The sequence below is a fragment of the Pseudomonas sp. LBUM1666 genome, from assembly GCF_059695775.1.
Map to the genome: position 1 here is coordinate 1,314,013 of NZ_CP166789.1, position 13,885 is coordinate 1,327,897.

At 57.6% G+C, this 13,885-nt stretch carries 12 protein-coding genes and 3 pseudogenes; 5 read left to right on the top strand and 10 right to left on the bottom strand.

Annotated features, from left to right (window positions below; translation table 11 throughout):
• Positions 1-62: 62 nt before the first annotated feature.
• Positions 63-299, bottom strand: a pseudogene (locus tag ACA056_RS05840) (DUF6124 family protein); the annotation flags it as partial.
• A 55-nt stretch (positions 300-354) separates the two neighbouring features.
• Here ACA056_RS05840 and ACA056_RS05845 point away from each other — a divergent pair.
• The 3 genes and pseudogenes from ACA056_RS05845 to ACA056_RS05855 all read left to right on the top strand — a co-directional run.
• Positions 355-1,262 (top strand): annotated as a pseudogene (locus tag ACA056_RS05845) (IS3 family transposase); the annotation flags it as partial.
• 35 nt (positions 1,263-1,297) lie between these two features.
• The gene (locus ACA056_RS05850) at positions 1,298-2,674 is read left to right on the top strand and encodes an IS30 family transposase (RefSeq protein ID WP_497267240.1); all 1,377 of its coding nucleotides are present in this window, start codon (positions 1,298-1,300) and stop codon (positions 2,672-2,674) included.
• 4 nt (positions 2,675-2,678) lie between these two features.
• Positions 2,679-2,969, top strand: a pseudogene (locus ACA056_RS05855) (integrase core domain-containing protein); the annotation flags it as partial.
• Here ACA056_RS05855 and ACA056_RS05860 read toward each other — a convergent pair.
• From ACA056_RS05860 to ACA056_RS05895, 8 genes are all read right to left on the bottom strand, one after another.
• Complete coding sequence (locus ACA056_RS05860; protein WP_497273614.1) at positions 2,900-3,124, bottom strand: hypothetical protein; 225 nt, start codon at positions 3,122-3,124, stop codon at positions 2,900-2,902. The pseudogene ACA056_RS05855 and the gene ACA056_RS05860 overlap by 70 nt on opposite strands.
• Positions 3,125-3,401: 277 nt before the next feature.
• The gene (locus tag ACA056_RS05865; RefSeq protein ID WP_497271177.1) at positions 3,402-3,650 is read right to left on the bottom strand and encodes a hypothetical protein; all 249 of its coding nucleotides are present in this window, start codon (positions 3,648-3,650) and stop codon (positions 3,402-3,404) included.
• Between the two features lie 155 nt (positions 3,651-3,805).
• Positions 3,806-5,137 (bottom strand): DUF58 domain-containing protein, encoded by a 1,332-nt coding sequence (locus ACA056_RS05870; RefSeq protein WP_497271179.1) that lies wholly within the window; start codon positions 5,135-5,137, stop codon positions 3,806-3,808.
• The gene (locus ACA056_RS05875; protein WP_497271181.1) at positions 5,134-6,135 is read right to left on the bottom strand and encodes an AAA family ATPase; all 1,002 of its coding nucleotides are present in this window, start codon (positions 6,133-6,135) and stop codon (positions 5,134-5,136) included. Before ACA056_RS05875 ends, ACA056_RS05870 begins: the two co-directional genes overlap by 4 nt.
• Positions 6,132-7,295 carry a DUF4350 domain-containing protein gene (locus ACA056_RS05880; protein ID WP_497271183.1) on the bottom strand — a complete coding sequence of 388 codons (1,164 nt, stop codon included), beginning with the start codon at positions 7,293-7,295 and terminating at the stop codon, positions 6,132-6,134. The genes ACA056_RS05875 and ACA056_RS05880 overlap by 4 nt, the downstream gene beginning before the upstream one ends.
• The gene (locus tag ACA056_RS05885) at positions 7,292-8,836 is read right to left on the bottom strand and encodes a DUF4129 domain-containing protein (RefSeq protein ID WP_497271185.1); all 1,545 of its coding nucleotides are present in this window, start codon (positions 8,834-8,836) and stop codon (positions 7,292-7,294) included. The genes ACA056_RS05880 and ACA056_RS05885 overlap by 4 nt, the downstream gene beginning before the upstream one ends.
• Positions 8,823-9,800, bottom strand: a complete 978-nt coding sequence (locus ACA056_RS05890) for a stage II sporulation protein M (protein WP_497271187.1) — start codon at positions 9,798-9,800, stop codon at positions 8,823-8,825. Before ACA056_RS05890 ends, ACA056_RS05885 begins: the two co-directional genes overlap by 14 nt.
• On the bottom strand, positions 9,797-10,522 hold the full coding sequence (locus tag ACA056_RS05895) for an RDD family protein (RefSeq protein ID WP_497271189.1): 726 nt from the start codon (positions 10,520-10,522) through the stop codon (positions 9,797-9,799). The genes ACA056_RS05890 and ACA056_RS05895 overlap by 4 nt, the downstream gene beginning before the upstream one ends.
• Before the next feature lie 183 nt (positions 10,523-10,705).
• Here ACA056_RS05895 and sbcB point away from each other — a divergent pair, with 183 nt between their 5' ends.
• The gene (gene sbcB, locus ACA056_RS05900) at positions 10,706-12,136 is read left to right on the top strand and encodes an exodeoxyribonuclease I (protein WP_497271191.1); all 1,431 of its coding nucleotides are present in this window, start codon (positions 10,706-10,708) and stop codon (positions 12,134-12,136) included.
• Positions 12,137-12,235: 99 nt separating this feature from the next.
• Here sbcB and mvaT read toward each other — a convergent pair whose 3' ends face one another.
• Complete coding sequence (mvaT, locus tag ACA056_RS05905; protein WP_007933316.1) at positions 12,236-12,613, bottom strand: histone-like nucleoid-structuring protein MvaT; 378 nt, start codon at positions 12,611-12,613, stop codon at positions 12,236-12,238.
• 339 nt (positions 12,614-12,952) lie between these two features.
• Between mvaT and purU the strand changes: the two genes are divergently transcribed.
• Entirely contained in the window at positions 12,953-13,801 is an 849-nt protein-coding gene (gene purU, locus ACA056_RS05910) for a formyltetrahydrofolate deformylase (RefSeq protein WP_056741382.1), read from the top strand.
• Positions 13,802-13,885 lie beyond the last annotated feature (84 nt).

The following is a 13,885-nucleotide window of genomic DNA, read 5'->3' on the forward strand; positions in this document are numbered from 1 at the left end:
TGTGGGAGCGAGCGAGCTCGCGAAAGCGGCCGATCAGACAACAACTATTGAAAGGCTAAAAGCTACGTCGTCTTGATCGCCCGCTCGTTCTCCAGCGACCTCTCCACCAGCATCAACCCCAACTCACTCATCCGATAAATCGCCATTGCCAGATGTCGCGGCTTGTCGTCCAGGCTTTCGGCCAGGTCGAGCAGCAGAATGCTGACTGTCGAAAAGGCCTCGTAGGTCTCGATGGTCAAGGCTTCGGGATTGGCATCAGGGACAACGGCGAACATTTTCATGGCTCGTTCTGTAGTGGTCTAATGAAACCGGACACCCATTTAGGCGAGAATGCTCGCCAGATCGAGGTGTCAGATGACCAAACAACGCCGTTCCTTTTCCGCTGAGTTCAAACGCGAGGCTGCCGACCTCGTGCTCAAGCAAAACTACAGCTACATCGAAGCCAGCCGTTCACTCGGCGTCGGCGAGTCGGCCCTGCGCCGTTGGGTTGACCAGGTTCAGAAGGAACGCCAAGGCGTTACTCCGCAGAGCAAAGCGCTGACATCAGAGCAGCAGAAAATCCAGGAGCTGGAAGCCCGGATCGCCCGCCTTGAACGGGAGAAATCGATACTAAAAAAGGCTACCGCGCTCTTGATGTCGGAAGATCACGAGCGTACGCGCTGATCAATCAGCTGAGCGTCCACGAGCCGGTTGATTGGCTGTGCCAAGTGTTTGAAATCAACCGCTCAAGTTACTACGCCCACCGCCTCAAGCGTCGAACGCCTGATGTCGAACGGCTTCGGCTACGCAGCCGGGTGAGCGAGTTGTTTTCGCAAAGTCGCAGTGCTGCCGGCAGCCGTAGCATTCTCTCGTTGATGCGTGACGATGGTGAGCAACTCGGTCGGTTCAAAGTACGCAGCTTGATGCGTGAGCTTGATCTCGTGAGCAAACAGCCAGGGTCTCATGCTTATAAACGGGCGACGGTTGAGCGGTTGGATATCCCGAACATCTTGAATCGGGAGTTCGATGTCCCGGCACCCAACCAAGTGTGGTGCGGCGACATCACCTACATTTGGGCTCAGGGGAAATGGCATTATCTGGCGGTCGTGATGGATCTTTGCGCGCGCCGGGTGGTGGGCTGGGCGTTGTCGGAAAAGCCGGACGCCGAGCTGGTTATCAAGGCGCTGGATATGGCCTACGAACAACGAGGAAGGCCTCAGGGCCTGCTGTTTCACTCTGATCAAGGGTCGCAGGGCGGATTCAACCGGTCGTCGCAACACCTTTGATCGAGGTGTTTATGGGACGGTCTGCAGGCTGGATGCAAAAGTTGACGGGGCGTGGAGCGATGCGTTCGCCAGGTGCGCCGTCACTTCGTAATGAAATCGAGCGGCTATTCTGGAAACAAATCGCAACCGGGATCACAAGCGAAAAGGCAGCGGAGGCGACTGGCGTATCATCAGCGGTAGGCACACGCTGGTTCCGTCATCGGGGCGGGATGCCATTGTTCATGTCTAACCAAATATCCGGAAGGTACTTATCGTTCGCAGAGCGAGAAGAGATTGGGCTGCTTCGGGCGAAAGGTGTTGGCGTACGTGAGATTGCGCGTCTCCTTGGACGAAGCCCGTCGACAGTTTCACGGGAACTGACACGTAATGCTGCAACTCGTTGCGGTCGGCTTGAGTATCGTGCTTCAGTCGCACAATGGAAGGCAGAACTGGTTGCCAAAAGACCGAAGCCAGCGAAACTGTTGACTAACCCGCGGCTGTGTCACTACGTGCAAGACCGTCTGGAGGGTAAAGTTCACGGCGCTAATGGTCGCGAGATTGTTGGGCCTCGACAAGCTCCCTTCAAAGGCCGAAATAAACCACATCGCAGTGACCGTAAATGGGTCAATGGCTGGTCGCCCGAACAGATTACCAACCGGTTAAAGATCGATTTTCCGGACGATGAATCCATGCGCATCTCTCACGAAGCCATATATCAGGCCCTCTATATTCAGGGGCGAGGAGCTCTTAAGCGCGAGCTAGTGAGCTGCCTGCGCACAGGGCGAGCATTGCGTGTGCCGAGAGCTAGGGCGCAGGCCAAAACATGGGCGCACGTCAGCGAGGATGTCATGATCTCCAGTCGCCCTGCTGAGGTGGAAGACCGGGCTGTACCAGGGCATAGGGAGGGAGACCTGATCATCGGTCTGAACCGATCTGCGATTGGAACCCTGGTCGAGCGCTCAACTCGATTCACCATGCTCGTCCACCTGCCTCGCGAGGAAGGTTATGGGCTAATTCCTCGAACGAAGAACGGCCCGGCGCTGGCCGGCTACGGGGCTGTCACTATGGCCAATGCACTGAAGAAGACGGTGACTGACCTACCCATCGAATTGTGGCAATCTTTGACTTGGGATCGTGGAAAGGAACTATCTGATCACGCTCGATTTACCATCGAATCCGGAGTGAAGGTCTTTTTTGCTGACCCTCATAGTCCATGGCAGCGCGGCACGAACGAGAATACGAACGGTCTTCTGCGCCAATACTTCCCGAAAGGTACCGACCTGTCTCGCTGGAGTGCCCAAGAGATCCAAGCCGTAGCCCATGCGCTGAACACAAGGCCTCGGAAAACACTCGGCTGGAAAACACCTGCCGAAGCACTAAACAAGTATCTAAAATCAATTCAACAATCCAGTGTTGCGACGACCGGTTGAATCCGCCCAGTACGCGAGTCGTTTATTTCGCCAGCGACTGTGGCGTTATCGAATGCGTCAGAGCATGAGTCGTCGGGGAAATTGCTGGGACAACGCGCCGATGGAGCGCGTGTTCCGCAGCTTGAAAACAGAATGGATACCGACCACGGGCTACAGGACTGCTCAAGAAGCCCAACGCGATATCAGTGATTTCTTGATGCATCGGTACAACTGGATTCGGCCCCATCAATTCAACGATGGACTGGCGCCAGCTCGGGCCGAAGAAAAACTTAACGTCGTGTCCGGGATTAGTTGACCACTACATTCCTCGGTAAAGCGGTTTTGGGTATTGTTTTGTTTTAGGTAGTGTTTCAGAGCCTTTTTGGCGGCGGCGTGGAGCTTTTTAGGGTCGAGGGTGGCGTAGGGCGAATGGGGGATGGATTCAAATTTCTCGGGTGGAGGTTTGAGCATCGGGTTAACTCCTTTGGATCGCTGATGGGTAGCGACAGGAGAACCTTAAGGTTGAACGGCCATCTTCAATAGTCAGTCAAGGCCGCTGCTAGTTGTAGGCAGAGGCGCTTGGTTTTGTAGTCGTTGTCGTTTGCTCGAATATTTGAGTAGGAAAAGAGAAAGAGCAGCTGTCCAACGATGAACATTTGTCATGCCATCAAAGCTATCCCTTCATCAAAGAGCGCTCGACAATTTTGAGAAATCGTCGAGCGATATTTGCAAGAGTTGAAAGTGTTTATCACTCATCAGAATGTGGTTTTTTCGGGGGCTGTACTTCTTTAAAGTCGGTGGAAACAGAGATAAGTGCCAAAGAGATAAATTCTTGGTTTCGATCTAGCGTTTGGAGCGTTCCTCGGATGTTATTTGCGACTTCAGTAGCCCCTTGCTTCTCCACCCAATTGGTTAGTTCCTCTATTGCCGCACACATTGCCAGCTGGTTCTGAGAGATCTGGGTTAGCACTGCAGTGAATAGATTTTTCTCATCCATGATTTATTCCTCGATGTAGAGCTAAACGCTTGTTGGTTATGACCGATGCTCAAAACTGTTGTGGGAAAGAATTGACCACTGCATCGCGTCCTTAAGTAGTTCCACTATCACTTCCTATCGAGGTCGTGAAGCAGCTATTTCTATGCTGGGTACCGTTACATCATTCCCGCTTTTTTCCAACCAAGATACCGCGTCACCAGCTCGGCCCCCAACTCTGAGGGTCGAGCATCCACCACCGGAACTCCATGAGCACTCAACCGCTCATGGAGTTCCGCCCGCTCATTCAAATAATCCACCGTCCCGCAATAGGCCAGAGCCTCCGGAAAGGTCTGCACCGGCGCATGCCGCAGCGTGTCGAGCAAGTCTTCGCGCAGACTGGCCACCAGCACCCGATGCTGCTTGCTCAGGCGTTTGACCGCGGTGAGCAATTCTTCGTCATCTTCATCCCGCAGGTTGGTGACCAGCACCACCAGCGCCCGACGTTTTTGTCGGGCTAGTAGTTGGTTGGCGGCGGCCTGGTAATCGGCGGGGCGTTGGGTGCTGTTGAGGTCGTAGACGCTGTTGAGCAGAACCTTGAGTTGCTCAGTGCCTTTGACCGGGGCGAGGTAATGCGGCCGGTCGCTGGCGAAGGTACTCAGGCCCACCGCATCACCCTGACGCAACGCCACGTAGCTGAGCAGCAGGCAGGCATTGAGCGCATGGTCGAAATGCGCCAGTTCACCGTCCTGGCTGCGCATCCGGCGGCCGCAATTGAGCATGAAGATGATTTGTTGATCGCGTTCATCCTGATACTCCCGTGCGATGGGCGTGCGTTGGCGGGCGGTGGCTTTCCAGTCGATCTGGCGCAGGCTGTCGCCTTCACGAAATTCACGCAGCTGATGAAACTCCAGACCCAACCCGCGTCGTTGCCGCTGGCGTACGCCGAGTTGGCTGAGCCAGTTGTCCACCGCCAACAGTTGGCCGCCGTAGAGGCGGGCGAAGTCGGGATAGACACGGGTGTTGTCGACCACGTTGAGCAGGCGTTTGTCGGACCATAAACCCAATGGGCTCGGCAGGTTGATTTCGCAGAGTTCGAAACAGAAGTGCCCGCGCTTGAGAGGGCGCAATCGATAGCCGATCTGGCTGTACTGGCCGGGTTGCACTTCGACCGACAGGGGCAGGTTTTCGAAGCTCAGACCTTCCGGTACATGGTCGAAAATCTGTACGGTCAGTGGTTGTTCAAAATCATGCTCGATTTCCAGTCGCACTTCACCCCATCGACCGAGTGCAAGGCTACCGGGCATTTGTCGCTGGAGGCGGGGTGAGGGCAGGCGCTTGAGGCGGATGCCGTCGAGTATTGCCAGGGCCAGCAGTGCCAGCAGCAATCCCCAGTTGATCGATAACAGGCTCGAGGGAACCGCGAATTCCAATGCCCGCAACGCGCCCAGCACGATGCCGATGGCCAGCAGCACTGCGAGCCAGATCAACAGCAGGCGCGCGGGTTTCACAGGCGTGGCGCCGGCACTTGATCGAGCAGTTGCTTGAGTACTTGATCGACGTCCAGCCCTTCGATGTCCAGCTCCGGCGCAATCCGCACGCGATGACGCAACACCGCCAGCGCGCAGCCTTTGATGTCATCCGGAATCACAAACTCGCCGCCACGCAACAACGCTCGCGCCCGCGCGCAACGCACCAGGGCAATGGAGGCCCGAGGCCCGGCACCGAGGATCAGGCCCGGCCAGTTACGGGTGGTGCGGGCCAGGCGCACGGCATAGTCGAGCACCTGATCGTCCAGCGGCAGATCGCTGGCGATGCGTTGCAAGGCCAATACGTCTTTGGCTTGCAACACGGTACGCAGCGGTTGCACGTCGAGCATGTCGGCGCGGGTCGAGCGGCTGACCTGGCGGACCATGTTCAGCTCCTGATCGGCGTCGGGATAGTCCATGCGCACCTTGAGCATGAAACGGTCGAGCTCGGCTTCGGGCAGGGGGTAAGTGCCTTCCTGTTCGATGGGGTTTTGAGTGGCGAGCACCATGAACGGTTGCACGATGGGCAGGGCGCGGCCTTCGAGGGTGACTTGCCGTTCCTGCATGGCTTCGAGCAGCGCCGCCTGGGTTTTCGCCGGGGCGCGGTTGATTTCGTCGGCGAGTAAAAGGTTGGTGAACAACGGACCTTTGCGCAGTTTGAATTGCTCGGTCTGCAAGTCGTAAACGGCGTGCCCGGTGACGTCGCTGGGCATCAAGTCCGGGGTGAACTGGATGCGCGCGAACTCGCCGCCGAAGCAGCGGGCGAGGGCGCGCACCAACAGTGTCTTGCCCAGCCCCGGCACGCCTTCGAGCAGGACGTGGCCGCCGGCGATCAGCGCGGTGAGGACATCGTCGATCACGGTGTTCTGGCCGATCACGGCTTTTTGCAATTCAGTTCTGACCGCTTGGGCCAACTGACTGGCGCGCTGGCGTTGCTGCGCGGCGTGGCTCGGTGCGCCGGGCTCGATCTGTTCACTCATAAGGCGTTCCTCAAGGTTTGCAGGTGGGCGACCTGACGGCTGAATTCAGCGCTGGACAGCCGCTGCTTCGGTCGCGGGCTCATGGCCTGGCTGATAGCGCGTGTGGGTTGGCCGGTCAGGCGTGCGAGCACCAGCCATTGTTCGGCAACGCCGAGTTGTTCATAACCTTGATGACGGCGCCGCACGCGCCGCAGGATGTCTTGCTGCAAGGCGTGCAGCAGGTGGTCCTGACCGTTGCGGCGCAGCATGAAATCGGCGCTGGCGCGCAGGTGTTCCTGAAGTTGACGACGGGCCCTTGGGGCCGGTTCCAGCAGCGGACCCTGGCGCACGCCGACGTGCCAGACGCCAAGACCGATCAGGGCAAAAAGGGCGACCAGAGCCTGTGGGAAATAGCGCAGGAGCAAGGTTAGAAGACTGTCGTGATCGGTATTGAACAGCAGGGTCACCTTCGTGTCTGCGGTCAGGTACCAGAGCAGCCAGGCGTTGTCGTACTGGTCGATGGCCGGGGTTTTCCATAGGTCGGCGTCGGTGACCACGGTGATCGAACCGAGCCCGTGGCTCAGCTGCATCATGTGCGTGGCCTTGCCGCTGTTGGCCCAGGCCTGGGCGAGGTTTTTCGGGTCTTCGAGATGGAACGCGGTATCGAAACTGGCGTAGGCCGGCGCGTTTTCGTCTTCCAGGTACAGCTTGGTCAGTTTGGGGTATGGGTCGTCGTCGCTATCGGGCGGCGGGTCCTTGAGGTCCTTGCTCAGCGACTGGTGAATCTGCACCCGGTCGAGTAACAGGTCATTGCTTTGGCCGGTCTTTTCATCCCACAACGACTGGGCAACAAACAAAAGACGCCCGCCGGCCCGGGTCCAGTTCAACAGTTGATCGATCTGGCGCGGGGTCATGTTGTACCGATCCCCGAGCAATAACAGACTGTGCTGATGCGGCTCCAGGGTGGGCAGAATGTCGAGGCTGTTGGCGTGGCTCACTGACAGGCCCTGTTTGCGCAGGAAATGCTCGGCAGCGAGGTAAGGATTGGCCTGGGCGTCGGGCGAGGGGCCGTGATCGATGTCTGCCTGATAGGGCGTCGCGTTGACGTACAGATAAATACTCAGCGCGATTAATAGCGCGGCGATGAATACGCCGACCGCGAGCCACCGTTGGCGGTTCAACGCACCGCTCCCGGGCCGAACAGGGCGCGCCAGCCGTCACAGAGTTCCTGTTGCAAATGCGCGGGCGGCAGGCGATGCCCGTAGGCCATGTTCTGCCAGTGCCCGGTCAGGTTTTTACTGAAGGCCAGCAAGGCAGGTTGTTGCAGGTGTTCGATGCGCTGAAGAACTTCGCCTTCGGTGTCGGCGGGTTTGAGCGCCATGTTGAAGTCGTGCAGCAAGTGGCTGAGCAGACCGCGATAGAGCAATCCGAGGGCCTCGCGAGGGTGGGTTTGCCAGAGGCGTTCGGCGCTGGCGGCGATGTCGGCAGGCAGGGTTTCGCGGTTGAGGTCCAGGCCGAAAGCCTGTTGCGGTAATGGTCGCGCGATTTTGTTGTTCAAGGCCGGTCGACGACTGACGAAGGCTTGCAACCAGTCACGGTAATGCCAGATCAATAAACCAATGGCACCGATCACGACACCCCACAACACAACTTCAATCAGCGTGGCCGCCGCGCCGAAGCGTTGGTTGCCCAGAAGCTTGAGCAGCGCCTCCAGCCATTCGGGGGCGTTGTCGTCGTCCGCCGTGTCGGCGGCTGGTTTGTCCTCGCCAAACCGATAGCGCGTGACCGATTCCTTGTTCTTGAACGGAGGCTGATCGAGGATCGCCTTGATGCTGTCCCGGGATGCCTGACTGGTCAGAGGTTGGTCCAGCAGGCGTGGGCTGTCGGGTGAAATGACTGGCTCGGCGGCCCACACGGTTTGTGCTGTCGGCATCAAGAGGAATGCTGCCAGCAGCAGGGTGAGGGCGGCGCTGGTCAAGCGTTGGCGCATGCGGCGGAACACCAGCTCGATATCCCAGGCCTCCAGCACCGTGCGCCGATTCAGATAAAGGCTGAAGCCGCAGGCGACATAAACCGGTTCCCAGACAATGAGCACCAGTGCGTAAAAGGCGTTGGTCAGGTGTTCCAGCCATCGCCAGTCTTGTGTGGCGGCGGTGATTAAGGTCTGCCAGCTCCAGTCGATTTCGACCTGTTGCGGCAAGAACATATAGAACAGCACCATCAGGCCGATCCATAACGCGCTTTCCAGATGTACGCCGATGATGGTCAGCCATCGCGCGGCACCGGCGTTACGCTGCAACAGCACCTGCAAGCGCTGTTGTCGTGCTTGCCCACTCAGTCCTTCGAGTTGCATCACCGGCATCAGGAAACTGCGACTCAGGCTCAGGCGCCGCCAGGTCAGACTCACCAGCAGTTGCGGTTTGAGCAGCTGCGGAAATTGGCGTAGCGCCTGTTTCAGGGTGGGCGTTTCGCCGAACATGGCTTTGGACAGTATGTACAGCGGCAGGCGGTCGAACGCCGGTTTCAGCCACCAGAAAATGAACACGGCGAGGGAGGGCGAATCCCACAGCACCCAACTGAGCAGCGCGAAAACCGGCAAGGTCACGATGGCCCAACTGGTCATCAGCAGGCGTCGGTGCCGCTGGCTCAGCAGGACGCCCAGGTCCATGGCTTCCCAGGTCGTGCGCGGGCGGATGACAACCGTGGCGTCACTCAGGCGCATGGCGGGTCCGTCCGGCAAACAGCAGATAAGTCGCGACCAACAACCAGAGCGCTGCACCGACCAGGTATTTGGTCATTGGCGCGACTCCGATCGTGGACGACCAGTAAGCTTCGATAAACGCAGCAATCAGCAGAAACAGCATGACCCCGCAAATCAGCAACACGCTCTTGCGTGCCGCCAATCGCAGGGCTTCGGAGCGAGGCAGGCGCCCCGGCGCGATCAATGCCCAACCCAGTTGCAGGCCGGCGGCACCGGCCAGGGCGATAGCACTCAGTTCGAAGGCGCCGTGGCCAACCACGAATGACCAGAAGGTTTGCCCGTAGCCGATGTGCGTCAGGTGCCCGGCCACCGCACCAATCATCAAACCGTTGAAGAACAGGAAAAACGCGCTGCCCAGGCCAAACAGCAAACCGCTGGCGAAGGTCTGAAAGGCGATGCCGATGTTGTGCATGATGTAGTAACCGAACATCACCCAGTCTTCACTGGCCGCCCGTTCTGCCGAACGTCCCAGGTGACCGGCCTCGGGGTCGTACATGCCTTGCATCTCGCTGACCTGCTCGGCCGGGATCAGGTTGTAGACCAGGTCCGGGAACAGATACACCAGCAACGCGAAGCCAATCAGGCTGCCAAAAAACATCAGGCCGGCGGCGAGAACGAAACGCCACTGTTCGCGCACCAGTCGCGGGAAGTCAGCCAGGATGAAGCCCAGCACGTTGGCACCCAGTCGACTGCGGTGGCGATAAAGCTGTTGATGCCCGCGCAGGACCTGTTGCTGTAACGAGTCGATCAGAAAACTGCTGTAACAACGTTCCTGGGCCAGCGCCAGATGCTGGCAGAGACGACGATAATCGCTGGGGAAACGGGCGACTCGTTCTGCTTCCTTGCCTTGCTCCAGCTGTTCGAGCACGAGAGCAAATTGCTCCCATTCGGCCTTGTGGCGACTTTCGAAAAGGCTTTGCTTCATGTGGGGCCCAACAAGCCGCGGGCGATGCCATTGAGTTCGTCCACGGCCCCTGGCGCCGACACCTGCAACGGATGCGCGAGTATGGCCGCCAGCTCTTTGACCCGTGCTTCAGAGAGTTCACCCTGACGCTCGGCAAACCCGAGGACGGCGCGTTGTTCGGTCAACGTCAGCGCAAAGGCCGGGCGCCGGGGCTGGACGGTGGGCAGTTGTGGTCGGGTGAGCGGTTGTTCGCGGTAGATCACCAGCGTGCCGGCGGCCAGATCGCCGAGGCGTTTGAAGGTGGGATGTTGCAGGCAACTGATGGCCCCGAGGAAATAGCCGAACGGCAACATGTCGACAAATCGCAGCAGGTTGCGCAGCAGCGAAGCAGACCAGCCGATCGGCGTGCCATCGTCCTGCACCACCCGCAGGCCCATCCAGTGCTTGCCTGGCGAACGCCCCTGATTGAGCACTTCGAACAGCACCATGTACCACCAGCTCACCACGAACAACAGAATCGAGCCGAGCCCTGCACCGAGTTTTCCGAGGAGCGCCAGGACAATAAACAGCAGGCCGACGATCAACCCGCGCAGCCCGAGATCGATGGCGAACGCCAGCGCACGAACCATCAACCCGGCCGGGCGCAGTGGCAGGTCGATGCCTTCCGGCGTTTCGACTTGATACCGCGTATCCAGTGGCGGGGACAGCGTCGCTTTCCTTGGCAGTGCTGTGGTCTCGAGCATGGGCAACCTTGATGTGGCCTGTTCGGGATTCGATGTCCGTCCGATGCTAGCAGCCTCTCGGGGGAAAACGACATAACTATGTATTGCACGGTAAGTGGTCAGAGGTGATTGAATGACGAGATTACTGGCCGGGGCGGGATGTGAACGCCTAGACTTCGCCGATCTTCAGTTCAGGAATAGCCCGTGACCTCTATCTTCTGGTACGACTATGAAACCACTGGCATCAACCCCCGTTGCGACCGTCCGCTGCAAATGGCGGGGATTCGCACTGACTTCGATCTCAATGAAATAGACGAGCCGGTCAACCTTTACTGCCAGCCCAGTGAAGACATCCTGCCCCATCCGGCGGCCTGCGCGATCACGGGTATTACGCCCGGTCGGCTGGCCGAGCAAGGCTTGAGCGAAGCCGATTTCATGACCCGGGTGCATGCCCAACTCGCTGCGCCCGGCACGTGCGGGGCGGGGTACAACACGTTGCGTTTCGATGACGAGATGACCCGTTACAGTCTTTACCGAAACTTTTTCGACCCTTATGCGCGCGAGTGGCAGGGCGGTAATAGCCGCTGGGACCTGATCGATGTGGTGCGTGCAGCCTATGCCTTGCGCCCTGACGGCATCGTTTGGCCGACGGACGACGAGGGGCGGATAACGCTCAAGCTCGAACGCCTGACCGCCGCCAATGGCATTGATCACGGAAATGCTCACGAAGCGCTTTCGGACGTTCGCGCTACCATCGCCCTGGCGCGTCTGATCCGGGAAAAGCAGCCAAAGTTGTATGACTGGTTGTTTCAGTTGCGCGGTAAACAAAAGGTGATGGATCAGATTCGTCTGTTGCAGCCGATGGTGCACATCTCCGGGCGCTTTTCGGCGGCGCGCAATTATGTCGGTGTGGTACTGCCTTTGGCCTGGCACCCTCGCAACAAGAACGCCTTGATTGTCTGTGACCTGCACCTGGATCCTCAGGGCTTGCTCGATCTTGATGCCGACACCTTGCGCCAACGGCTGTATACCCGCCGCGATGACTTGGCCGAGGGCGAGTTGCCGGTGCCGCTCAAACTTATCCACATCAATAAATGCCCGGTGGTGGCGCCGTTGTCGGTACTTCGCTCTGAAGATCAGCAACGTTTGGGGCTGGATATGTCGCTCTACCAAGAGCGCGCGCTGCGGCTAAGTGACGCACAAACAGTTTGGCGAGATAAAGTTCAGGCGATTTATGCCAACGAAGATTTCACCTCGAGCCAAGACCCTGAGCAACAGTTATACGATGGTTTTATCGGTGATCGGGATCGGCGTCTTTGTGAGCAAGTCAGGTCTGCCGACCCTGCTCAATTAGCGCAACAACAATGGCCTTTCGATGATGAACGATTGCCTGAATTATTGTTTCGATATCGCGCACGCAACTTCCCCGATACGTTGAATTTCGAAGAGCAAGAGCGCTGGAAAATATTCTGTCAGCAACGTTTGTCAGCCCCCGAGTGGGGGGCGCCAAATACGCTGGAAACTTTTGTAGACGCCGCAGCTCAATGGAGTATTACGGCTACATCGTTTCAGCGAGAGGTGCTGAATGAATGGCAGAATTATGTCGAAGGATTACGCAAACGTTTGAATCTTTGAAATCGAAAATGTTCGGGTGCTGAATACCGGGCATAAAAAAACGCCAGCAGATGCTGGCGTTCTTTTTTTCGCGGATGAGTCCGCGACAAGCGCTGCGGCTTAGCCCAGCAGGGTAGCCCAGCCTTCAACCACGTCACCGCCCCACTTGGCTTTCCACTCTTTCAGAGTTTTGTGGTTGCCACCTTTGGTTTCGATGACTTCGCCGTTGTGCGGGTTTTTGTATTGTTTAACTTTGCGAGCACGCTTGGTGCCAGTAGTTTTTACTGCGCCGCCGCGTGGTGCTTTGGTTTTGGACTCTGGATCCAGTAGCGCAATGATGTCACGCAGAGACTTGGAGTACTCGCCCATCAGGGTGCGCAGTTTGCCTTCGAATTCCAGCTCGGTTTGCAGTTTGTCGTCTTGGGACAGGTTCTTCAAACGGGCTTGCAGCTCTTTGATAGCTTCTTCGGTGGCGCGATATTCGTTGATCAAGGACATGAGGACTACCTTATGTTGGGGCGCTGGATGGCAGGTGACAGTGCGGCAATAATAGTCAGGGTGTTTCACCAAGTAAACATTTAACCGGAGTTTTATTTAAATTAGTTACGGTGAATAGGCATAAATTGCCGGTGTAGTTAAATAGTGTGATGCAGTCATCACGAATATTCACAATTGAGCACTTGAAGATTGGCAACAGGAACACCATCGCGCGGGTTGCAGGTGCTGCCAGAACGTGTGCCGCTTACCTTTGTGTCGGGCCAAACGTCATCAATACTGCAGTTTTGCTGCGCAATCGCTAGAATGGCCGCCTTTGCGAAGTTCTGGAGTTTGACCCTCATGCGCACTTTTCGGCTGGTGATTGCTTGCCCGGACCGCGTCGGCATCGTTGCTAAAGTCAGTAACTTTCTGGCGTCACATAACGGCTGGATCACTGAAGCGAGCCATCACTCGGACAATCTCAGTGGCTGGTTCTTCATGCGTCACGAAATTCGTGCCGATTCGCTGCCCTTCGGTATCGATGCCTTTCGCGAAGCGTTTGCACCGATTGCCGAAGAGTTCTCGATGAACTGGCGCATCACCGATACCGAGCAGAAAAAGCGCGTGGTGCTGATGGCCAGTCGCGAGTCTCACTGCCTCGCCGACTTGTTGCACCGTTGGCACAGTGATGAACTCGATTGCGAAATTTCCTGCGTGATTTCCAACCATGACGACTTGCGCAGCATGGTCGAGTGGCACGGGATTCCGTATTACCACGTACCGGTCAATCCGCAGGACAAAGAGCCGGCATTCGCCGAGGTCTCGCGCCTGGTCAAACAGCACGATGCCGAAGTGATCGTACTTGCCCGCTACATGCAAATCCTGCCGCCCGAGTTGTGCAGCGAATATGCCCACAAGGTCATCAACATTCACCACAGCTTTCTGCCGTCGTTCGTCGGTGCCAAGCCGTATCACCAGGCATCTTTGCGTGGCGTGAAGTTGATCGGCGCTACTTGCCACTACGTGACCGAAGAGCTGGATGCCGGTCCGATCATCGAACAGGACGTCGTTCGCGTCAGCCACAGTGACAGCATCGAAGACATGGTGCGTTTCGGTCGGGACGTCGAGAAGATGGTGCTGGCCCGTGGTCTGCGTTATCACCTGGAAGATCGGGTGCTGGTGCACGGCAACAAAACCGTCGTGTTCTGATAGCCATACAACACAGTTGAAATTCGAAGGGCCTGGGCGTTCAATCGCTTCAGGCCCTTCGCCTTTTCTGTACTGAGGACATGA